This window comes from Rubellimicrobium roseum, assembly GCF_006152145.1.
GTDB lineage: Bacteria > Pseudomonadota > Alphaproteobacteria > Rhodobacterales > Rhodobacteraceae > Rubellimicrobium > Rubellimicrobium roseum.
Genome location: NZ_VDFV01000008.1, coordinates 78,531 through 99,601, shown reverse-complemented (window position 1 = coordinate 99,601; position 21,071 = coordinate 78,531). Strand labels below are relative to the sequence as shown.

Annotated in this window: 22 protein-coding genes; 12 read left to right on the top strand and 10 right to left on the bottom strand. The window is 70.2% G+C overall.

Features of this window, described 5'->3' with window-relative positions:
• The first annotated feature begins 1 nt into the window (after position 1).
• The gene (gene glgX / locus FHG71_RS08630; protein WP_139081225.1) at positions 2-2,098 is read left to right on the top strand and encodes a glycogen debranching protein GlgX; all 2,097 of its coding nucleotides are present in this window, start codon (positions 2-4) and stop codon (positions 2,096-2,098) included.
• On the opposite strand, the gene FHG71_RS08625 is transcribed toward glgX, so the two are convergent.
• From FHG71_RS08625 to FHG71_RS08615, 3 genes are read right to left on the bottom strand one after another with little or no spacing between them, the layout of a single operon-like run.
• Positions 2,083-2,586, bottom strand: a complete 504-nt coding sequence (locus tag FHG71_RS08625; protein WP_176559340.1) for an HAD-IIIA family hydrolase — start codon at positions 2,584-2,586, stop codon at positions 2,083-2,085. The two genes, glgX and FHG71_RS08625, sit on opposite strands and share 16 nt — an antisense overlap.
• On the bottom strand, positions 2,583-4,298 hold the full coding sequence (locus tag FHG71_RS08620) for a hypothetical protein (RefSeq protein ID WP_139081223.1): 1,716 nt from the start codon (positions 4,296-4,298) through the stop codon (positions 2,583-2,585). Before FHG71_RS08620 ends, FHG71_RS08625 begins: the two co-directional genes overlap by 4 nt.
• 43 nt (positions 4,299-4,341) lie before the next feature.
• Positions 4,342-4,830 (bottom strand): c-type cytochrome, encoded by a 489-nt coding sequence (locus tag FHG71_RS08615; RefSeq protein ID WP_139081222.1) that lies wholly within the window; start codon positions 4,828-4,830, stop codon positions 4,342-4,344.
• Positions 4,831-5,564: 734 nt separating this feature from the next.
• Between FHG71_RS08615 and FHG71_RS08610 the strand changes: the two genes are divergently transcribed.
• Genes FHG71_RS08610 through FHG71_RS08600 form a run of 3 tightly spaced genes read left to right on the top strand, consistent with a single transcriptional unit; the run spans position 5,565 to position 7,790 of the window.
• Complete coding sequence (locus FHG71_RS08610; protein ID WP_176559339.1) at positions 5,565-6,578, top strand: phosphatase domain-containing protein; 1,014 nt, start codon at positions 5,565-5,567, stop codon at positions 6,576-6,578.
• Between the two features lie 27 nt (positions 6,579-6,605).
• Entirely contained in the window at positions 6,606-6,815 is a 210-nt protein-coding gene (locus FHG71_RS08605; protein WP_139081220.1) for a hypothetical protein, read from the top strand.
• A 57-nt stretch (positions 6,816-6,872) separates the two neighbouring features.
• Positions 6,873-7,790 carry a DMT family transporter gene (locus FHG71_RS08600; RefSeq protein ID WP_139081219.1) on the top strand — a complete coding sequence of 306 codons (918 nt, stop codon included), beginning with the start codon at positions 6,873-6,875 and terminating at the stop codon, positions 7,788-7,790.
• Between the two features lie 106 nt (positions 7,791-7,896).
• Here the strand turns inward: FHG71_RS08600 and FHG71_RS08595 are convergent, their stop codons facing one another.
• Positions 7,897-8,766 (bottom strand): branched-chain amino acid aminotransferase, encoded by an 870-nt coding sequence (locus FHG71_RS08595; RefSeq protein ID WP_139081218.1) that lies wholly within the window; start codon positions 8,764-8,766, stop codon positions 7,897-7,899.
• Positions 8,767-8,905: 139 nt separating this feature from the next.
• On the opposite strand from FHG71_RS08595, the gene FHG71_RS08590 reads away from it, so the two are divergent.
• Together FHG71_RS08590 and FHG71_RS08585 are read left to right on the top strand one after the other, a co-directional pair.
• Positions 8,906-9,424 (top strand): MarR family winged helix-turn-helix transcriptional regulator, encoded by a 519-nt coding sequence (locus FHG71_RS08590; protein WP_139081217.1) that lies wholly within the window; start codon positions 8,906-8,908, stop codon positions 9,422-9,424.
• Positions 9,396-10,133, top strand: a complete 738-nt coding sequence (locus FHG71_RS08585; RefSeq protein ID WP_139081216.1) for a response regulator — start codon at positions 9,396-9,398, stop codon at positions 10,131-10,133. Before FHG71_RS08590 ends, FHG71_RS08585 begins: the two co-directional genes overlap by 29 nt.
• 4 nt (positions 10,134-10,137) lie before the next feature.
• Here the strand turns inward: FHG71_RS08585 and FHG71_RS08580 are convergent, their stop codons facing one another.
• A complete protein-coding gene (locus FHG71_RS08580; protein ID WP_139081215.1) occupies positions 10,138-10,689 on the bottom strand; it encodes a hypothetical protein in 552 nt (183 codons plus the stop codon).
• Between the two features lie 53 nt (positions 10,690-10,742).
• Here FHG71_RS08580 and FHG71_RS08575 point away from each other — a divergent pair, with 53 nt between their 5' ends.
• Genes FHG71_RS08575 through FHG71_RS08565 form a run of 3 tightly spaced genes read left to right on the top strand, consistent with a single transcriptional unit; the run spans position 10,743 to position 12,786 of the window.
• Positions 10,743-11,654, top strand: a complete 912-nt coding sequence (locus tag FHG71_RS08575; protein WP_139081214.1) for a histone deacetylase family protein — start codon at positions 10,743-10,745, stop codon at positions 11,652-11,654.
• On the top strand, positions 11,651-11,893 hold the full coding sequence (locus FHG71_RS08570) for an exodeoxyribonuclease VII small subunit (protein ID WP_139081213.1): 243 nt from the start codon (positions 11,651-11,653) through the stop codon (positions 11,891-11,893). Before FHG71_RS08575 ends, FHG71_RS08570 begins: the two co-directional genes overlap by 4 nt.
• Before the next feature lie 5 nt (positions 11,894-11,898).
• Positions 11,899-12,786: a polyprenyl synthetase family protein gene (locus FHG71_RS08565; protein ID WP_139081212.1), complete on the top strand. Its 888-nt coding sequence runs from the start codon at positions 11,899-11,901 to the stop codon at positions 12,784-12,786.
• Between the two features lie 60 nt (positions 12,787-12,846).
• Here FHG71_RS08565 and FHG71_RS08560 read toward each other — a convergent pair whose 3' ends face one another.
• From FHG71_RS08560 to FHG71_RS08545, 4 genes are all read right to left on the bottom strand, one after another.
• Complete coding sequence (locus tag FHG71_RS08560; protein WP_139081211.1) at positions 12,847-13,779, bottom strand: HNH endonuclease; 933 nt, start codon at positions 13,777-13,779, stop codon at positions 12,847-12,849.
• A gap of 124 nt (positions 13,780-13,903) precedes the next feature.
• Positions 13,904-14,908, bottom strand: coding sequence for a TerC family protein (locus tag FHG71_RS08555; RefSeq protein WP_139081210.1), 1,005 nt, complete (start codon positions 14,906-14,908; stop codon positions 13,904-13,906).
• A 197-nt stretch (positions 14,909-15,105) separates the two neighbouring features.
• On the bottom strand, positions 15,106-15,957 hold the full coding sequence (locus FHG71_RS08550) for an SDR family oxidoreductase (RefSeq protein ID WP_139081258.1): 852 nt from the start codon (positions 15,955-15,957) through the stop codon (positions 15,106-15,108).
• A gap of 147 nt (positions 15,958-16,104) precedes the next feature.
• On the bottom strand, positions 16,105-16,524 hold the full coding sequence (locus FHG71_RS08545) for a DUF1810 domain-containing protein (protein WP_139081209.1): 420 nt from the start codon (positions 16,522-16,524) through the stop codon (positions 16,105-16,107).
• 184 nt (positions 16,525-16,708) lie between these two features.
• On the opposite strand from FHG71_RS08545, the gene FHG71_RS08540 reads away from it, so the two are divergent.
• From FHG71_RS08540 to FHG71_RS08530, 3 genes are all read left to right on the top strand, one after another.
• Positions 16,709-18,511, top strand: coding sequence for an adenine deaminase (locus tag FHG71_RS08540; RefSeq protein ID WP_139081208.1), 1,803 nt, complete (start codon positions 16,709-16,711; stop codon positions 18,509-18,511).
• Positions 18,508-19,995, top strand: coding sequence for an AMP nucleosidase (locus tag FHG71_RS08535; protein WP_139081207.1), 1,488 nt, complete (start codon positions 18,508-18,510; stop codon positions 19,993-19,995). Before FHG71_RS08540 ends, FHG71_RS08535 begins: the two co-directional genes overlap by 4 nt.
• 110 nt (positions 19,996-20,105) lie before the next feature.
• Positions 20,106-20,393, top strand: a complete 288-nt coding sequence (locus tag FHG71_RS08530) for an HU family DNA-binding protein (RefSeq protein ID WP_139081206.1) — start codon at positions 20,106-20,108, stop codon at positions 20,391-20,393.
• 54 nt (positions 20,394-20,447) lie between these two features.
• On the opposite strand, the gene FHG71_RS08525 is transcribed toward FHG71_RS08530, so the two are convergent.
• A complete protein-coding gene (locus tag FHG71_RS08525; RefSeq protein ID WP_139081205.1) occupies positions 20,448-21,056 on the bottom strand; it encodes a glutathione S-transferase family protein in 609 nt (202 codons plus the stop codon).
• Positions 21,057-21,071 lie beyond the last annotated feature (15 nt).

The window sequence follows — 21,071 nt, the reverse complement described above, 5'->3', positions numbered from 1 at the left end:
GATGCTCAAGACACCTTCGCCGGCTCTCGCCTTCGACCGCGAGTCCGCCCATGCCGACGCACTGGGCGCGACCTTCGACGGGCAGGGCACTAATTTCGCGCTCTTCTCGGACAACGCCACCGGGGTCGAGCTCTGTCTTTTTGACGACAAGGGCGCGACCGAGACGCACCGCCTCGATCTTCCGGCGATGGAGGGCGGCGTCTGGCACGGCTACCTGCCCGGCATCGGGCCGGGGCAGGTCTACGGATACCGCGTCCACGGGCCCTACGACCCGGCCAACGGGCACCGCTTCAACGCGAGGAAGCTCCTCCTCGACCCCTACGCCCGGCAGCTCCGGGGCCGCATCCGCTGGGACAACGCGCTCCATGGCTACGACCTGGAGAACGGGGACGACGACACGCCCGACCCGCGCGACTCCGCCCCCTTCCTGCCCAAGGCCGTCGTGGTGGACCCCGACTTCGACTGGGAGGCCGACCGCGCGCTGCGCCATCGCTGGCAGGACAGCCTGGTCTACGAGGCCCACGTGAAGGGCCTCACCATGCGCCATCCCGGCGTGCCCGAGGCTGACCGCGGCACTTTCCAGGGCCTCGCCTCGCCCGCCGTGATCGACCACCTCAAGGCGCTGGGCGTCACCGCGATCGAGCTCCTCCCCGTCCACGCTTTTCCCAACGATCGCTTCCTCGAGGAGAAGAGCTTGTCGAATTACTGGGGCTACAACACGCTCTCGTTCTTCGCGCCCCACGCGCCCTATCTGAAATCGGGCGCGATCCGCGAGGTGAAGGAGGCCGTGCGCCGGTTCCACGCCGCCGGGATCGAGGTGATCCTCGACGTGGTCTATAACCACACCTGCGAAGGCAACGAGAAGGGCACGACCCTCAGCTACCGCGGCATCGACAACGCGAGCTACTATCTTCTCTCGCCCGAGAACCCGCGCCACAGCTACGACACGACCGGCACCGGCAACACGCTCAACGTGGCGCATCCGATGGTGCTGCGCATGGTGCTCGACAGCCTGCGCTACTGGGTGCAGGTCATGCACGTGGATGGATTCCGCTTCGACCTCGCCTCCACGCTGGGGCGCGAGTCCACCGGATTCGAGCGCGAGGGCGCCTTCTTCGCCGCGATCCGGCAGGACCCGGTGCTGTCCACCGTCAAGCTCATCGCCGAGCCCTGGGACGTGGGTGAGGGCGGTTATCAGGTCGGCGGCTTCCCCTGGCCCTTCCGCGAGTGGAATGACAAGTTCCGCGACGACGTGCGCGGCTTCTGGCGCAAGGACGCGGGCCTCATTCCTGCGATGTCCGAGCGGCTCCTGGGCAGCCCGGTGCAGTTCCGGCACTCGCATCGCCCGGCGACGTCGTCGGTCAACTTCCTGGCGGCCCACGACGGCTTCACGCTCTGGGACGCGGTCAGCTACAACGACAAGCACAACGAGGCCAACGGCGAGGACAACCGCGACGGCCACAACAACAACATGTCCGACAACATGGGGATCGAGGGCCCGACCGACGACCTCACCGTCGACGCCGCGCGCGAGCGGCGCGCGCGGGCGATGCTGGCCACGCTGCTTCTGAGCCAGGGCGTGCCCATGCTCCTGGCCGGGGACGAACTCGGTCAGACGCAGGGCGGCAACAACAATGCCTATGCCCAGGACAACGAGATCGCCTGGATCGACTGGTCTGCCCCGCGCGAGGCTTTGCGGACGGCGGTGGAGGACATCGTGGCCTTCCGGCGCGAGGCGCGGCTCGCGCGGCTGCGCTTCGCCACGGCGCCCGGCGACCAGCCGGACGATGGCCCCGTGGTGACCTGGGTCCATCCCGCCGGCCGCGAGATGACGCCCGAGGACTGGCAGGACGGGGGCCTTCGCGTCTTCGGCGTGGACATGACCCTGCCCGAGGGGACACGTCTCCTGATCCTGCTCAACGCCGGCGACGAAGCCGAGTTCGCGCTGCCCGAAGGTGCGTGGCGGCTGCGCCTCGACACCGCGCGCGACCGCGTGGCCTGCGACGATCCCGCCGGGCCCATCGTCACGCTGGACTGGCAGAGCGTGCAGGCCTTCCGATACGACGGGCCTGCGTCGTCCCCTCAGCCGGCTCCCTGACGCCCGGCCAGCAGGTCGTCCACGTGGAGAAAGGCCACGCCCGCCCGCCGCGCGGCCTCGCGGTCCACGTCGGCGTCACCCACGAACAGGGTGGCGCCGGGGTCCATGCCTTGGAACTCCATCGCCTCGTGCAGCAGGCCTGGCTCGGGCTTGCGGCAGCCGCAGCCCGCGTCCATCGCATGGATGCAGAAACGCACGGCACCGTCCGGGGGCCGATGCCCGGTGGCCGCCTCCGCCGCATCCAGCAGCAACCGCCTCGCCATATCGGCCGTCAGATGCCCGTAGAAGACCTGGTCCTGGTTCGACGCCATCCCCAGGAGCAGCCCCCCGGCTCCCCAGCGGAGCCCGCAAAGGGCCGCGCGGATGCCGGGCAAGGGCTCCCATTCCTCGGGCCCCCAGGGGCAGACGCGGCCGGGCACCGTGACCCGCCGCAGCGTGTTGTCCGCGTCGAAGATGACAAGGCGGATGTGCGGGGGAAACGGGCTCACGCGCCCCGCTCCAGCGCCGCCCGCAGGAGCCCCGCATAGCGGTCCCTGTCGCGCGCCATTCGGCACCCGTCCTCGCCGCTGCCCAGCGTCTCGGCCGCAAGCGTGGTGTAGCCCAGCCGGTACGCCAGATAGGTGGCTTCGTAGAAGTGCAGCACCTCGCGGGCGCCATCATCCCGTGCGCCCGGACGGATCTCGCTGCACGACTCGTAGTGCTGCAGGAGGGCTTCCCGGGCCTCCGGCTCCATGCCCCATTCCACCATCGCCCCGGCCAGATCCCAGGCAATGTCCTGCGCGCCGGGCCAGAAATGGTCATCATGGTGGTCGAGACCGTCGCACTTGAGCCGCTCCCCCGCCTCGCTCCGCAGCCATTCCTGAGGGAGCATCCGACCGTCCACCGCCACGGCGGGCCGCGCCTCGACCGCTGCGCGCATCCGCTCCAACCATGCCACGTGCCCCAAGGCCTCCCCGCCCAGGCCCTCGCCGACATTGAGCCGGACCATGGCCAGGATGTCGTCGAAGCGCGCCGCTCCCTTCGTCTGCGTCGCGAGGTGGCCGAGATACCTTCCCATCGTGGCCGACCAGTTGCTCCCGGTGTCCTCTGCTGTCCGGGCGTGCAGAGCACTCCCGGCCGGATGCCCCTTGACCCATTCCTGAGCCAGGAACCCGTCCCGCAGGCCCGCCACGGGAGACGCGAACCCGTCCGCCGCCTGGATCTCGGCCCGCGCGAGCGCCCGGTGGCCACGATCCCCCAGCCCCACGAACTTGAGCAGGAGTGGCGTCCCGTCCCCCCGCTCCAGAAGATACTTCCGGCGCTCGTGCTGGGGCTGTACGGCGACGTCCCGGCACGACGGGACCACCTCTCGCCACAGCCCTCCCGAGATGTCCCGCAGGCCGCCTCCGCCCCAGGCCGCCGCAAGCCGGCCCGTGTCGAGGAACGTCTCCTCGAAGGACACGACCCAACGCTTCACCCGTGGCCAGACCGCCCGCGCCCGCTCGGAACGCAGGCCCGACCCGTCGCTGTCCCAGCTCGGGAACAGGTGGATGCGGTCGTCCGGCACCCCGGCCTCCGACGCCGCCTCTGCCACACTGGCGAAGGAGCTGCCGCTGATCCCTGGCCCTTCGTCCACGATCAGGACAGGCCCGCCCTGGCCCAGGCCCGCGCGCAGCTCCGGGGAAAGCCGCAGCTTCCGGTCCCAGGGATGGCCGCGCGGACGGACGGTGAAGCTCGTCACCTCCACGCCCTGCGCCTCCAACTCCGCCGCCACCACGGCCGAGAGCGTCGTGCCGATGCTCCGCAGGCCCACGACCATCGCCCGCTCGGGCTGCTCCGCCCGCAGGAAGCGCCGCGCCGCCTCGGCATAGGTTTCGGGATAGAGCGCGTAAAAGGCGAAGCCCTCGGGCTCGGAGACCTCGACCGGCTCGGGGGAAAGCCGGGCCGCGATTCCCGCCAGGCGTTTGCGGGCCGAGACCAGGCGGTCGGCATCCCCGCGCAGAGCCCGCGCGAGATCCAGCATCGCCGCGCGAAGCTCCGCAAGACCTTCCCCCTGGTGGTCCTCCTCGGGGCAGAGCGCGTCCGCGACCCCTGCCTCCAGCACCCCCGTCTCGACGAGGAGTGCAAGCGTATCGTGCCTCGGCGCTCCGAAGCTCCGAATCAGCCGCTCCAGAAACTCGCGCGGCGCCACGCGGCGCCGGCGGTCGGAATAGACGATCATGGGTGCCCGGCCGCCCCTCCGCAGCCGCCGGGCTCCGCGGACCTCACTGCGAAGGCGCCTCCGCTTCGGCCGGCGCCTCGCCTTCCGCCGGAGCGGCGGCGGCGTCGGACGAGAAGGTCGCCATATAGGCATAGAGGTCGTGCGCCTCCTGCTCGTCCCGCACCTGATACGCCATCTTGCTGCGCCCCGATTCGCCGGTGGCCTCGCGCAGATAGCCGGTCGGGTCCTGGATGTAGGCCGTGAAGTTCGCCTCTTCCCAGACCGCGCCCGTGGCGCCGTAGGTCATCATCAGGTCGCTGTAGGCGAAATCGGGATACGAGCCTGCCACCCGGCCCACGACGCCGTAGAGGTTCGGCCCCACCTTGGCGTTGCGACCCGCCAGCACCTCGCCCGCTTCGTTCTGCACGACGTGGCACGAGATGCACTGCCGGTTGAAGTGCTCCTCGCCCGCAGCCGCATCGCCCGTGCCGTCCTGCGCCCAGGACGCGCCGGGGGCCAGCAGCGCCACGGCTGCGATCATGCCGAATCTCATTCCCGTTCTCCCTCGCCTCGGCCGCTCCCCGCGGTCCGCCATTGTCCAGAGTAGGTTAGCGCATCGCCGGGGCGGGTCCAGATACATTGGCCCGGCCGCGACCAAAGGCGCAATCCGGCCGAGTCCAGGTTTTCATGCAAAAAGCGAACGACAGACTGGAACCCGCTCAGAGGCTCGACGTTCATCTTTCACAACGGCGCCGATACCCGATGCCTGTCCCAAGCGAGGCGCCGTGTTTCTCGACCGCGAAATCCCTGTCGCGGTCCGTTCCCGCCGGAGAGTGCTCCCCTCGCTCTCCGGCGGATGCCGTTGCTGGCATAGGTAGCGCAAACGTATCCGGAACTCGTCCTGGCGGTCCTTGAGAGCCGCTTCGTGTTCAGGCCTGAAGTCAGCCCGCTCAAGAGCGACGGTGGCGGGCCAGCGCCTGCCGATCAGCTCTTGGAGCCGTCGTTCCCCGAAGCGGACCTCTTCTGTTCACCCGCGCGCGTCGGTTTCGCTTCGAATGCCCGATGGGGCTGCCTCTCCCAGGTGCCGCGCACCCAAGGGTGACCTAGGGCCCGACCCGCGACGTCGTGCCGGAATGCTCCGGGAACACCCCGTCGTGACCGCTGGGAAGCTGCCGCGCCGGACTTGTGCAGACCCTCGTCCGATGGCATGTACACGGGCCTTTCTTGCTCAACCTCCCGGAGGCCCCGCGCGCCCTCCGGCGGATGCCGTTCCGGGACGATCTTCCCATGAAACGTGGCCTCCTACGGCTCTTGGCCCGGACCGGGCGCCGTCTCGAATCCGCCTTCGGCCCGTTCGAGCCGGTCCGGGCCGGCCCGCCGGTGATCGAGGTCTACCTTGGTTACGCCACCCCCGACCACTGGATCGCCCGCGGCCGGGTCCTGTCCCGGCTGAAGCGGCCCCAGGCCCGCCACGGTCAGGGCCCCTGGCGCAACCTGCTCCAGATGCTCTCGCTCTTCCTGACCGACGAAGTGGCCGAGGTCACGGTCACGGCGCCCGCCCATGGCGTCTCGGCCATCACCGACGAGGAGGGCTACTTCAACCTCCTGATCCCCCAGTCCGACGCCCGGGGCTGGGCCGAGGTCGCCGTCGAGGCCGAGGGGGCCCATGCGCGCCTCCCCGTGCAGATCCCGAACCCCCGGGCGCGAATGGCCGTGGTCTCGGACATCGACGACACGGTGATCGCCACCGGAGCCTGGAACCTGCCGCGCAATCTCTGGACCACCCTGACCGGCAACATCCAGAGCCGCCACGTCTTCCCCGATGCGGTCGAACTCCTCGCCCGCCTGTCCGAGGCCGGGCGCAACCCGGTCTTCTTCGTCTCCTCCTCACCCTGGAACCTCCACGCCTTCCTCGAGGGTCTCTTCGCCCGCGCGGGCCTCGTGCGGGCGCCGCTCTTCCTGCGAGACCTCGGGATCGGCGAGTTGCAGGAAGGACCGACCTCGCATGGCGAGCACAAGGGCGGCGTCATCGACCGCCTCATGGCCGCCAATCCCGGCCTGCCGTTCTGGCTCGTGGGCGACACCGGCCAGCACGACGCCGCGATCTACGCCGCCGTTGCCGCCCGTCATCCGGGCCGCGTCCGGCGCGTGACGCTGCGCCGCGCCGGCCGCGCGGCCGAGGCCGGCGCGGTGGCCGAGCTGCGCGCCCAGGGCATTCCCGTGGACCTCCTGGACGACTACGGGCCGCTCCTGAGCGAGCTGGCCGAGAAAAAACGTGAACTTCGGGCCACGGCGCCCTAGATTCGGGGCACGTGACCGGAGGATCCCATGACCCGCCACATCGATCCCACCACCCGCCACATCGTCGACCACCCCGCCCCCGAGAACGCCGGCCTGCGCCTAAGGCACTTCCTGCGGCTCGCGCGCGAAGACGGGCGCCACCCCGCCGCGCAGGCGCTCGACCGCCGCCGCCGCGAGGTTCCGGCCGAGGAGACGCTCCAGCCCGTCCTGCGGATGCTGCGCGATCGCGATCACTGACGGGTTGCGCCCGCCGACCGGGCGCGCAAGGCTAGGAGGCCCGTTCCGGAGCCTTCCATGCCGCCTCAGATCTTTCGGCAACCCCTGCGGGGGATCTCCTTCAAGCTGGCCTCGGTTGCCGTCTTCGCGGCCATGGCCGCTCTCATCAAGGCCACGGCGGATCACGTCCCTCCGGGGCAGGCGGTGTTCTTCCGCTCGCTCTTTGCCTGTCCCGTGATCCTGGCCTGGCTCGCCTGGCAGGGAAACCTGCGCGATGGCCTGCGCACGAGCGATCCGCTGGGCCATGTCTGGCGCGGGCTCGTGGGCACCATGGGCATGGGCCTGGGCTTCGCCGGTCTGGGGCTCCTTCCCTTGCCCGAGGTCACCGCCATCGGCTACGCCGCGCCGCTCCTCGTCGTGGTCTTCGGCGCGATGTTCCTGGGCGAGCGGGTGCGCCTCGTGCGATTCCTGGCCGTGGCGCTGGGCCTCGTGGGCGTGCTCGTGGTGCTCTCGCCGCGGCTGACGCTCGGCGCCGATGCTACGGCGCGCGAGACGTTGGGCGCCATGCTGACGCTCGGCGGAGCCGTCTTTGCGGCGCTCGCCCAGGTCTTCATTCGCCGCCTCACCATGACCGAGGGCACGGCGGCCATCGTCTTCTGGTTCTCCGTCACCGCGACCCTCCTGTCGCTGACGACGATTCCCTTTGGCTGGGTGCTGCCCGCCCCGCACGAGGCCCTGCTCCTCATCTTGGCGGGCATCTTCGGCGGCTTCGGCCAGATCTTCCTGACCTCCGCCTACCGCCACGCCGAGGCGGGGCTTGTCGCGCCTTTCGACTACGCCTCGATGCTCCTGGCCATCGGGATCGGCTATCTCGCCTTTGCCGAGGTGCCGCGCGGCACCACGCTCGGTGGCGCCGCGATCATCATCGCCGCCGGCATCCTGATCGTCTGGCGCGAGCAGCAGCTCGGGCTCCGGCGCCCGCCCCCGGAAGGCTGACCCGAGGCGCCCGGCACGCCAGAAGGAACAGGCGCGCCGGAACGCCGGCACCGCCACGAGACCCTTTCCGGGCCCTCATCGGGGACAAGGACCCGTGTGCCGGTGCTCAGGCGCGGACCAGCTTCTCGTAGGCGCTGGCCACGTCGCGGACCATCTGGCCCACCTCGAAGCTGTAGTCGCCGATCTGCCCCACGGGGGTCACCTCGGCCGCCGTCCCCGTGAGCCAGCACTGCTCGAAGCTTTCAAGCTCGGAAGGCTCGATGTGGCGCTCATGGACCTTCACCTGCCGGTCGCGCAGCATCCCGATCACGGTCTGGCGGGTGATGCCGTTCAGGAAGCAGTCGGGCTTGGGCGTGTGCACCTCGCCGTCCTTGACGAAGAAGATGTTGGCGCCCGTCGCCTCGGCCACGTAGCCGCGGTAGTCCATCATCATCGCGTCCGAGCAGCCCTTGGCCTCGGCCGCGTGCTTGGACATGGTGCAGATCATGTAGAGGCCCGCCGCCTTGGCTTCGGACGGGATGGTCTCGGGCGAGGGCCGCTTCCACTTCGCGATGTCGAGCTTGGCGCCCTTCATCTTGGCGTCGCCGTAGTAGTTGCCCCATTCCCAGCCGGCGACGGCCAGCCGAACGGGATTGCGCCGCGCCGAGACGCCCATGTCCTCGCCCGAGCCGCGCCAGGCGACCGCGCGCACATAGGCGTCCGTCCAGCCGTTGGCCTTCAGCATGGCGTCCTTGGCGGCGTCGATCTCCTCGGCCGAGAAGGGGATATCCATGTCGAGAAGCTCGGCCGACCGTCGCAGGCGCAGCGAATGCTCGTGCCCCTTGAAGATCTTGCCCGAATAGCAGCGCTCGCCCTCGAAGACCGACGAGGCGTAGTGGAGGGCGTGCGTCAGGATGTGGACGTTGGCGTCGCGCCACGGCACGAGCTTGCCGTCCATCCAGATCCATCCGTCGCGGTCGTCATAGGCTGCGGCCATGCTCCACTCTCCTTGCCATTCCTGTCGCGATTTGGTCCATATCGGACATAAAGTTGCGCATTCCGCCCGAGGAGCTATCAGCGGGGGCTTGGAATGTCAACATGGCTGACGTATCTTAGGCCGAGCCGAAGGAGATCGCATGGCCGAGCGACCGGGACCGCAGGGGGGGCATGGGCTCCTCTACCTGACGGACGAGCAGCTGCGAAAAGGCATCGAGGCGATGTTCTTCGCCTATCGCGGCTTCACGGCCGCGCCCGACCGCATCCTGGCCGAGCAGGACTACGGCCGGGCGCATCACCGGGCGCTGCACTTCATCGGGCGCAGCCCGGGCACGACCGTCGGCAACCTCCTCGACATCCTGGGCGTCACCAAGCAGTCCCTGAACCGCGTCCTGCGCCGGCTCATGGACGACGGCCTGGTCGAGGCCCGCGTCGGCCGCGAGGACCGGCGCGAGCGGCACCTCCACCTGACCGAGACGGGCCGCACCCTGGAGCGCGCGCTCTCCGAGGCCCAGCGCGACCGGATGCGGGCCGCCTACCGCGCCGCGGGACCTCAGGCCGTCCAGGGCTTCCGGCAGGTGCTGGAAGCCATGATGGACCCCGAGATGCGCCGCCACTTCGAAGGCGGCGATGCCCCGGGCAAGGCCGGGAGCCGCTGACGTGGAGCTGCCGCATCTCCTCATCGTCGACGATGACGAGCGCATCCGCACGCTCCTCGCGCGGTTCCTCCTCAAGCACGGATTCCTCGTCACCACCGCCGCGGGCGCCGCGCAGGCGCGCCGGCTGCTCGCGGGGCTGTCCTTCGATCTCGTGGTGCTCGACGTGATGATGCCGGGCGAGGACGGTCTCTCGCTGTGCCGCGACCTCGTGGGGCGCTGGGGGATGCCCGTCATCCTGCTCACCGCCCGCGGCGAGACCGGGGACCGCATCCGGGGGCTGGAGGCCGGGGCGGACGACTATCTTCCCAAGCCCTTCGACCCCAAGGAACTGCTCCTGCGCATCAACGTCGTCCTCCGCCGCGCCGCGCCCGAGCCCTTGCCCTCGCCGACCGCGCCCCAGCGGCTGCGGCTGGGCGACATGATCTACGACGTGGAGCGGGGCGAGCTTCAGCGCGACGCGGGCGAGCCCCTGCGCCTGACCGCCACCGAGGCGGGCCTCATGCGCATCCTCGCGGCCGAGCCCGGCGCCACCGTCACTCGCCTGCGCCTGATCGAGGAGGCCGGCCCCCGCGGCGTGCCCTCGGCCGCGCAGGAGCGGGCGGTGGACGTGCAGATCACCCGCCTGCGCCGCAAGATCGAGCCCGACCCCCGGCAGCCGCGCTACCTCCAGACCGTGCGCGGCGCGGGCTACCGCCTGGCGACCGACTGACGGGTCAGCCGCCGAAGCACTCGGCCGGCAGCACGTCAGGCAGGTCCGTGTCCTGCCAGTCCCACAGCACGGGTGCGGGAGAAGGGGCCACGATCGCCCGCTCGCCCTCCGGGCTCGTTGCCGTCCCACGCCCCGTCAGCAGGTTCAGGTCGCAGCCGCCCCAGCGCGCCGCCGGGTCCAGCGTGTCGCGCCAGTCATAGGTGATCCCCGCCACGCGCCAGTCGCCGCCCCGGTGGGCCAGGGTCAGCACGAGCCGCCAGCGGTCCCGCCCCACCGCGTCGTTCATCGAGACGACCTGCACCGAGCCCGCCGGGCTCAGGGCCAGTTCCGGCTCGGTGCCCGGCGTGCGGCCCGTCCAGGCGATGCCCGGAACCATGCGCGTGCCGTCGGTCGTCCGCACCTCCAGGTCCACCGTCGTCTCGCCGCCGTCCCGCAGGACGTAGGTCTCGGCCGCGCCGTTCCCGTCGAGGTCGGCCTCGACCTCCCGGACCGGCGGCCCTTCGTCCTGGGCCAGGGCAGGCCCGGCGAGAAGGGCAAGAAGGCAAAAGGCGCGCATGGAACCTCCGGGATCGCTTGTCTCGCCCGAGAAAAGGCCGTTTCCTGCCTCTCATGTCCATGCCGGTTTGCCTGACCCACCCCGACTGCGCCCGCCACGCCCCGCCGCGCGGCCACCCTGAGAGGCCCGAACGTCATGCTGCCGCGCTCGAAGGCTGCGCGGGCCTGCCCCGGGAAGAGGCACGCGAGGCCACGGACGACGAGCTCGCGGTCCTGCACCCCCGCTCCTACCTCGACGCGCTCGTCCGCGGGGAGCCCGCCGAAGGTCAGGTCCCGCTCGACCCCGACACCTATCTCTCGCCCGGCTCCGTCCGGGCGGCGCGTCTGGGCGCCGGGGCGGCGCTCCGGGCCGTTGACCTTGCGATGTCCGGCACCCGCGCCTTCGCCGCCACCCGCCCGCCGGGCCATCATGCGCTGGCCCGCACGCCCATGGGCTTTTGCCTCTTCGGCAACGTGGCGCTCGCCGCCCGCCGCGCCATCGACCTCCATGGGGCCGAGCGTGTCGCCATCGTCGACTTCGACGTCCACCACGGCAACGGCACCCAGGCGCTGGTGGAGGAGGACCCCCGCATCCTCTTCGTTTCCACGCACCAGAGCCCCTTCTGGCCCGGCACCGGCGAGGCTTCGGACGAGGCCCACGGCACCGTCCTGAACCTCCCCCTGCTGGCCGGGACCGGCGGCGCGGCCTACAGGCGGCTCCTGACCGACACGATCCTGCCCCGCCTCGACGCCCACCGCCCCGACCTGCTCCTCATCTCCGCCGGCTTCGACGCCCACGAGGACGACCCCCTGGGCGGCCTGCGCCTGACGACCGGGGATTTCGGCTGGATCACCGCGCGGCTCTGCGAGGCGGCCGACCGGCTCTGCGCGGGCCGCGTGGCATCCGTCCTCGAAGGCGGCTATGACCTCGCGGCGCTGCGCGACTCCGTGGCGGCGCATGTCCGGGCCATGGGAGGGCAGGAATGACCGACAGACCCGTCGAGGAGTTGACCTTCGAGGAAGCGCTGGCCGAGCTCGAAGGCGTGGTGACGCGGCTGGAGCGCGGCGACGTGGCGCTCGATGATTCCATCGCGCTCTATGAACGAGGCGCCAAGCTGCGCAAGCGGTGCCAGGACAAGCTGGCCGAGGCCGAGGAGAAGGTGTCCAAGATCACCGTGGGCGACGGCGGCCAGCCTGCGGGCACGACCCCCTTCGACGCGGGCTGAGGCGCATGACCGCGCTAGGGCCGCTGCCCTCGGGCTTCGAAGCCGCGCTCGCCCGCGCCCGCAGCGCCGTCGAAGCCGAGCTTTGCCGCGCGCTCGCCGCCGAGCCCGGCCCCGTCGCCGAAGCGATGCTCTACGCCTGCGAGGGCGGCAAGGGCCTGCGCGGCTTCCTCGTCTTGGAAGGCGCGCGGCTCCACGGACTGTCCGAAGCGCAGGCCATTCCGGCGGCAGCGGCCATCGAAGCGCTGCACGCCTATTCCCTCATCCATGACGACCTGCCCTGCATGGATGACGACGACCTCCGCCGGGGCCGTCCGACCGTCCACCGCGCCTGGGACGAGGCGACGGCGGTGCTCGCCGGCGACGCGCTCCAGTCCCTGGCCTTCGAACTGGTCTGTCAGGCTGGTGGCTCGCCCGAGGCGCGCCTGACGCTGACGCTCACGCTCGCGCGCGCCGCCGGGGTGGCGGGCATGGTCGGCGGGCAGGCGCTCGACATCGCCGCCGAGACCGCCGTCGAGCCGCTGACGCTGGAGCAGATCACGGCGCTCCAGGCCCGCAAGACCGGCGCGCTCATCACCTGGTCGGCGGCGGCGGGCGCGCGGCTCGCGGGGGCCGACCCCGCGCCGCTGGTGCGCTACGGCGACGCGCTGGGCCTGGCCTTCCAGATCGCCGATGACCTCCTCGACGTGGAAGGCAGCGCGGAGGAGGTGGGAAAGGCCGTGGCCAAGGACGCGGCCCGCGGCAAGGCGACGTTCGTCTCGCTCCTGGGCCTTGCCGGGGCCAAGGCCCGCGCGCAGGCGCTGGTCGAGAACGCCTGCGCCGCGCTCGATGTGTACGGCGCCGAGGCCAGCACGCTGCGCGAGGCCGCACGGTTCGTCACGGCGCGACGGAAGTGAGGAGGGGGCCGCTCCGCAATCTCTCCTCACTGACCGGAACTCATCTGCTTCGGGGGCGACTCAGCCCTTGAACACGTTCTGGCGATGCCAAGCCAGGTAAGCTGGATGAGGCCAGTCCATCTGATCGGCTGGCAAAGCCAGCCTGCTGTCGGGCGTGAGCAGCCTTGCGCGATCCTCATCCCGGATGGCTCCTTGCGCCACGAGGATGGAGTGATCCTCCGCCACGGACACGAGGCCTCGGTCGAACATCCAATGCAGCGTTCCTGAGAGAGCCAAGCCGTTCTGGACGGTATCCGGCCCTTGGCTCGCCACCGGACGGATATGGGCGGCGTTCACCTCGGGACGTCCCCCGCCGTTCCGGAGAGCCAGGCCCGACATCGCACAACGGGCACCATAGGCGACCTTGACCTGCCGTGCGAAGGACTCGTCCCGCAGCGCCCGGCTGGTCAGGATGCGCGCCCAATCCGCCAGGCCCGGCGCCCGCGCGAACGGGACGGCTGGATCGTGCAACCCAATTGGCCAAGGGCCAGGAGGAGCCGGCGCAGCCTGATCCCGAGGCAGCGCATCCGGCGTGGCCCGAGGTGCCAGGCCCAGATCCACGATCCGCGCGAAATCCCTCTCCGGAATGACCCGGATCGCCGCCGTATTCAGTCCGCCCGGCTGAACCCGTCCGTCCGGACCGGCGAGGCGGCTTTCGTAGGGAGCGCCCTGCGGGTCGGCATATGGCACGTGCTGCTCGAAGCCGAGCAGCGTGGACGGATTGAGTATCGCGAAATGATGCGTCGGATCGGTCGGGTCGGGCACGATCCGCTCGACCTTCTGCACGGCGTAGTAGCCGCGCCCGCCGCCACGACGCCCTTCGTAGAAGAGAACCCAGTCCCCCACGGTCTGCGCCGCAACCGAAAGATAGGAGCGGCTCGGGAAGTGGTACCGCTCGCCCGGGGCATCTTGGTAGATCGCGTGACGCGACTGGATGAACACCGCCTTGACCATGCCAAGTGCCTAGCCAGTGCCGAGTCCCCGCGCAACGTGCCCGGCAGGCAGGCTTGTCACGCGGGACCTCGAAACGGAAACGCCCGGCCGTAGGGACCGGGCGTCAGGAGGTCTCGGGAGGTCGTCACTCCGCCAGCACGGCCTTGCCGTCGTGGCCGTCGTGGTTGCCGCCACGCGTCTTCCACAGCGAGAAGACCACGCCCGCGCCCAGGATGGCAAAGGTGATGCCCAGCGACCAGCTCGCGGGGAACTTCTCCCAGCCCATCAGGTCGGCCACGAAGATCTTGGAGCCGATGAAGACCAGCAGCACCGACAGCGCGTACTTGAGGTAGTGGAAGCGGTGGATGATCGCCGCCAGCGCGAAGTAGAGCGCCCGCAGGCCCAGGATGGCGAAGATGTTCGACGTGTAGACGATGAACGGGTCCGAGGTGATGGCGAAGACGGCGGGCACCGAGTCCACGGCGAAGATCACGTCCGCGATCTCGATCAGCACCAGCGCCAGAAAGAGCGGCGTGGCGAAGCGCACGAGCTTGCCGGTCTTGGGGTCGGGCTTCTTCACGAAGAAGTCGTGGCCGTGCAGCTCCTCGGTCACGTTCATCCGGCGCTTCATGAACAGCAGCACCGGGTTCTTGGAGATGTCCATCTCCTTGTCGTCCGTCAGCATCATCTTGACGCCGGTGAAGATCAGGAAGACCGCGAAGATATAGAGGACCCAGGAGTACTGCGCGACCAGCGTGGCACCCAGGCCGATCATGATCGCCCGCAGCGCGATCACGCCCAGGATGCCCCAGAACAGGACCCGGTGCTGGTATTGCCGGGGGATGGCAAAATAGGTGAAGATCATGGCGATGACAAAGACGTTGTCCATCGCCAGCGTCTTCTCGACCACGAAGGCGGTCAGGTAGAGCTTGGCGTCCTCGGCGCCGATCTGCCAGGCGACGAAGCCCGAGAAGAGCACGCCCATGGCGATGTACATCGCCGACAGCTTGAGCGACTCGGCCACGCCGATCTCGTGATCGTCCTTGTGCAGCACGCCCAGGTCGAAGACCAGGAGCGCGATCACGATGCCGATGAACAGCAGCCACATCCATACGGGCTTGCCGAGCCAGAGCAGTAGAAGAAATTCCATAAGCAACCTCGCGTTTGCATCATATGCACGCCGGAAGCCGGGCGAAGAGGGCCAAGACACCGAGCGCGCTCGATGCGGTCCGACATCACGACGCGAGGTCGTCAGAGGGGCCCGGTCCGCAGCCGCGATATCGGACGGGTGACCGTCGTGTTCAAGTCCGGTATGCGAAAAATTGTCACGTCCCTGTGATCTCGGCGTCACTCCCCCGCAGAGAGCAGGCCCCGAAGCCCGGTTCGGTAGTCGGGGTAGAGCAGCCGTACGCCCAGCTCCGCCTTGATCCGGTCGTTCCGCACGCGCTTGCTTTCGGCATAGAAGCTGCGCGCCATGGGCGTCATCTCGGCGGTGGCGAAGTCCTCGGCCGGCGGCACGGGCAGGCCCAGAAGCTCGGCCGCGTGCGCGATCACGTCCTCGGGCGGGGCCGGGTCGTCGTCGCAGACGTTGTAGACCGCGCCGGGGTTCGGCCGCTCGATTGAGGCCAGGACAACCTGCGCGATGTCCTCGACATGGATGCGCGAGAACATCTGCCCCGGCTTGATGATTCGCCGCGCCGTGCCGTTCCGCACCTTCTCGAAGGGCCCGCGCCCCGGCCCGTAGATCCCCGCGAGCCGGAAGATGTGCAGCGGCAGTCCCGGGATCGCGCCCCAGGCTGCCTCCGCCTCGACCCGCAGCCGTCCGCGCCGCGTAGCGGGGGTGAGGGGGCTCGCCTCGTCCACCCGGCCGCCCCCGTGGTCGCCATAGACCCCCGTGGTCGAAAGATACCCGGCCCACGCGAACTGCCCGGCCCGTGCCGCGATCTCGGGGCCCAGCGCCCGCAGCACCGCGTCGCCCCCCTCGTCAGGGGCCACCGAGGTCAGCAGGTGCGTGGTCTCGTCGAGGAGCGGCACCACGTCGGTGCCCGGCCAGACCACCCCCTCGACGCCTTCGGCGACGATCTCGGCCCGCCGCTCCTCGCTGCGCACCGTGCCGATCACCCGCCAGCCACGCGGGAGGAGGAGACGCGCCAGCGCGCGGGCGGAGTAGCCATGGCCGAAGGAAAGAAGCGTGGGCATGGCGCGCAGGATGAAGCCGAGGGCGCGCCGCCGCAAGGGTGGCGCAGGCGTATCCGGGACAGGGTGAGGGGGCGGGCCGGACGAGGAAAGGGGCCGGCGGACCGTCGCCCCGCCCAGCGCGGCGCCCGGCTCAATGGCTGGGCGGGCTCAGCCGCGCGCCAGCTCGGCGGTGGTCAGAGGGTCCGGCTCGCCCCCGTGAAAGGCGTCGAGCAGCGCCTGGAACTCGGGCGGCGCATCCGGCACGGCCGCGAAGAGCGTCGCGCAGGAGCGCAGCTTCATCGCGTCGACGCCCCCCAGAACCTCGGCCGCGTCGCGGCCCCGATGGGCCAGCATCGCCCGCGCCGCGTCCACCAGCCGCGGCCCCAGCACCGGGTGGGCGAGGTAGGCCCGCGCCTCCTCCAGATCGGCCAAGCCATAGGCCTTGGCCGTGCCCGTACGGCCCAGCGCCCGGAGCTGCGGAAAGACCCACCACATCCAGTGGCTCTCCTTCCGCCCGCGCCGGAGTTCCGCGAGCGCGCCGGCATAGGTCGCGTCCTGCGGGACGAGGAATCGGTCGAGGTCGGGCATGTCGGGTCCTTTCCGGGGTGTTGCGCGAATCGGCCCCCCACCGTTCGGTGGTGCTACGTTTCGTTTACCGTTCTCGGGCAGAACAGGAGGAACAGGCAAGGAAAGGACCATCATGGGCAGGGCACAAGGCAGGCGGGCGTCGCGCGGGGCTTGCGCCCCGGCGGAGGCCGGGGCCAAATGGGCCATGCAGGACCATGAGCTCAAGACCTGGGCCGATTGCGCCCCCCGCCTCGTCGCCGTTGCCGCCGGCCGCGCCCCGGCCGATCTCGTCATCCGGGGCGGCACCCTCGTCAACGTGCAAAGCCGCGAGCTGCTGCCCGGCTGGCAGGTCGCGGTCGCGGCGGGCCGCTTCGCCTATGTGGGTCCCGACGCCTCCCACTGCATCGGCGAGGGGACCGAGGTGGTCGAGTCCGGGGGCCGCTTCCTGATCCCCGGCCTCTGCGACGGCCACATGCACATCGAATCCGGGATGCTCACGCCCGCCGAGTTCGCCGCCGCCGTGATCCCCCACGGCACGACCACCATGTTCACCGACCCGCACGAGATCGCCAACGTCCTGGGCCTCGCAGGCGTGCGCATGATGCACGACGAGGCGCTGATGCAGCCCGTCAGCATCTTCACCCAGATGCCCTCCTGCGCGCCCTCGGCCCCCGGCCTGGAGACGACGGGCTTCGAGATCACCGAGGGCGACGTCGAGGCGGCGATGTCCTGGCCCGGCATCATCGGCCTGGGCGAGATGATGAACTACCCCGGCGTGGTGAACGGCGACGGGCAGATGCTGGCCGAGATGGCTGCCACCATGCGCGCGGGCAAGACGGTGGGCGGCCACTATGCCAGCCCCGACCGCGGCATCCCCTTCCACGCCTATGTGGCCGGAGGGGCCGCCGACGACCACGAAGGCACCGCCGAATCGGACGCCATCGCCCGCGTCCGGCAGGGGATGCGGTCCATGCTGCGCCTCGGCTCGGCTTGGTACGACGTCGAATCCCAGATCACCGCGATCACGGAAAAGGGCCTCGACCCGCGCAACTTCATCCTCTGCACGGACGACTGCCACTCCGGCACGCTAGTGAACGACGGCCACATGGACCGCGTCGTGCGCCACGCCATCGCCTGCGGCTGCGACCCGCTGATCGCCCTTCAGATGGCCACGATCAACACCGCCACCCATTTCGGGCTGGAGCGGGAACTGGGGAGCATCGCCCCCGGCCGCCGCGCCGACGTGATCCTCACCTCGGACCTGCGCGATTTGCCCATCGAGGCGGTCTATGCCCGGGGGCGGCTCGTGGCCGAAGGGGGCCGCCTGCTGGCGGAGTGCCCGCACTACGACTGGCCCGAAGCGGCGCGCCGGACCGTCCGTCTCGGCAAGCGACTCGGGGCCTCCGACTTCGCCGTGCCCGCCCCCGACACGCGGGACCGGGTGCGCGTCAAGGTCATCGGCGTCGTCGAGAACCAAGCCCCGACCAGGGCGCTTTCCGCCGACCTGCCCGTGCGGGAGGGCCTCGTGGAGCCCGAGGGCGCCGTGGCCCATATCGCGCTCGTGGAGCGGCACCGGGCCACGGGCGGCGTGACCAACGCCTTCGTCTCGGGCTTCGGCTACGGGCCGGGCATGGCGGTGGCCTCCACGGTCGCGCATGACAGCCACCACATGATCGTCGTGGGCACCGACCGGGCCATGATGGCGGCGGCGGCCAACCGGCTCGCGGAGGCGGGCGGCGGCGTCACGGTCTGGAAGGACGGGGTCGAGATCGCCCTCGTGCCCCTGCCCATCGCGGGCCTCATGTCCGACGCCCCCGCGCGCGAGGTCGCGGCCCAAGCCCAACGCCTCGTCGAGGCCATGACCGCCTGCGGCTGCCGCCTGAACAACGCCTACATGCAGCATTCGCTCCTGGCGCTGGTCGTGATCCCCGAGCTGCGCCTGAGCGACAAGGGTCTCGTGGACGTCCGCCGCTTCGAGATCACCAGCCTCTTCGAGGGAAACGCATGAACGCCCGCAATCCCGACATCGGCCCCTTCGACACGCCGGACGCGCCCGCCCCGGAGGCCTTCGACGACGCCCGCGCCGCCGTGGCCCGGCTGGTCGAGCTTTACGAGACGGCGACCGACTTCCTGAGCGACCGCTTCGCCGGGGCGCTGCGCCACGGCCGCCCCGAGCGGCCGGTGCGCGCCTACTACCCCGAGATCCGCCTGTCGACCACGAGCTTCGCCCAGTCCGATTCGCGGCTCTCCTTCGGGCACGTCGCCGCGCCGGGCACCTACTCGACCACGGTGACGCGGCCGCGGCTCTTCGCCAACTACCTGGAGCAGCAGGTGGCGTTGCTCATCCGCAACCACGGGGTGCGGGTGGTGGTCGGCCCCTCGCGCACGCCGATCCCGGTGCATTTCGCGGTCACGAACGACGCGCGGCTCTCGGTCCCGCAGGAAGGCGCGATGGACTTCCCGCTGCGCGACGTCTTCGACGTGCCCGACCTCGCCACGATGAACGACGACATCGTCAACGGCGACGGCTTCCTCTACGCCGACGGCTCGATCCCGCTCGCCCCCTTCACGGCGCAGCGCGTGGACTACTCGCTCGCGCGGCTGTCGCACTACACCGCGACCGATCCGGTCCATTTCCAGAACCACGTCCTATTCACCAACTACCAGTTCTACGTCGAGGAGTTCGAGGCCTACGCCCGCCAGCAGCTCGGCCGGCCCGAGAGCGGCTACACGGCCTTCGTAGCCCCCGGCAACGCCGAGATCACCGCGCCCGAAGGCCATCTGGCTATCCCATCCAAGCTGCCGCAGATGCCGACCTACCACCTGAAGCGCGCGGACGGGCAGGGGATCACGCTGGTGAACATCGGCGTGGGCCCGTCGAATGCCAAGACGGCGACCGACCACATCGCGGTGCTGCGCCCGCATGCCTGGCTCATGGTCGGCCACTGCGCGGGGCTGCGCAACAGCCAGCGCTTGGGCGACTTCGTGCTCGCCCACGCCTACCTGCGCGAGGATCACGTCCTCGACGACGACCTGCCCATCTGGGTGCCCATCCCGGCCTTGGCCGAGATCCAAGTTGCGCTGGAGAAGGCGGTGGAGGAGGTGACGGGGCTCGACGGCTACGAGCTCAAGCGCGTCATGCGCACCGGGACGGTGGCCACCATCGACAACCGCAACTGGGAGCTGCGCGACCAGTCCGGCCCCGTGGCGCGCCTGTCGCAGAGCCGGGCCGTCGCGCTCGACATGGAATCGGCCACTATTGCGGCCAATGGCTTCCGCTTCCGGGTGCCCTACGGGACGCTCCTCTGCGTCTCCGACAAGCCGCTCCACGGAGAGCTGAAGCTGCCCGGCATGGCGTCCGACTTCTACCGGACTCAGGTCGCGCGGCACCTTCTGATCGGCATCCGCGCCATGGAGCGGCTGCGCGAGGAGCCGCTCGAACGCATCCACAGCCGCAAGCTCCGTAGCTTCATGGAGACGGCTTTCCTGTAAATCGGTTCGTTTCCTCAAGAAACGACGCTTTTTGCTGGACAAGTCCAAGGAATGGCTGTGCAGCATGGGATTGATCCACCCCACAGGGCTGCCAAACAGGAGAGTTAACGATGGCCAACCAGATGACCAAGGCGCAGCTCGTCGCCGCCCTGGCCGATGAAACGAACACGGACAAGAAGGCTGCGAGCGCGCTGCTCGATGCGCTGACCGGCATCATCACCAAGACCGTCTCGGAAGGTGGCGCCGTGACGCTGCCCGGCGTGGGCAAGATCTACTGCCGCGAGCGGCCCGAGCGCATGGTCCGCAACCCGTCCACGGGCGAGCAGATCAAGAAGGAGTCGGACAAGGTCGTGAAGGTCACGATCGCCAAGGCCCTCAAGGACAGCATCAACGCCTGAGCGCGTGGGGGCGCTGCCGGATCGGCGGCGCCCCACCTCGGCCCGGAGCCAAGGTCAGGCGGCCCGCGTCCGGTCGTCTATCTCCAGCGCCTTGAGCCGCGCCGGGTGCGCCGCGCACCGTGCGACCCAGCCGCGGACGCGGTCGCAGCCCGGGTCCAGATTCCCGAACCACAGAAAGGGTGAGGACACGAGCAGGTCCGCTGCCGTGTAGCGGTCGCCCACCAGCCAGTTGCTGCTGACGAGAGCGGCGGACAACCGGTCCCGGATCTCGGTCGGCCCCCGGAAGGTCGCGGTCAGGTAGGGATGCGAGAGCCCCGCCGCCTCATGAATCAGCGCGGGTTCCATGACTCCGGCATACCAGGCCAGCCAAGACAGGTAAGCTCCCCGCAGGGGATGCCCGACCGGCACGCCAAGCCCGGCATGGGGGAAGAGGTCAGTGAGATAGAGCAGGATCGCGGCGCTCTCCCGGATGGGAACCTCGTCATGAACGAGGAGGGGCACCTTGCCCTCGGGATGAGGGTTGGCTGGATCACGGCGCCCGGTGCCGTCGAGACGCGGCACCGTCACCTCGCGGATCTCGATCCAGTCGAAGATGTCCATGGCCGCGATCAGGGTCAGCACCCGCGTCGAGCGGGTCATCGGGGCGTGGTAGAAGGTCAGCATCGGGCGTCTCCCGTG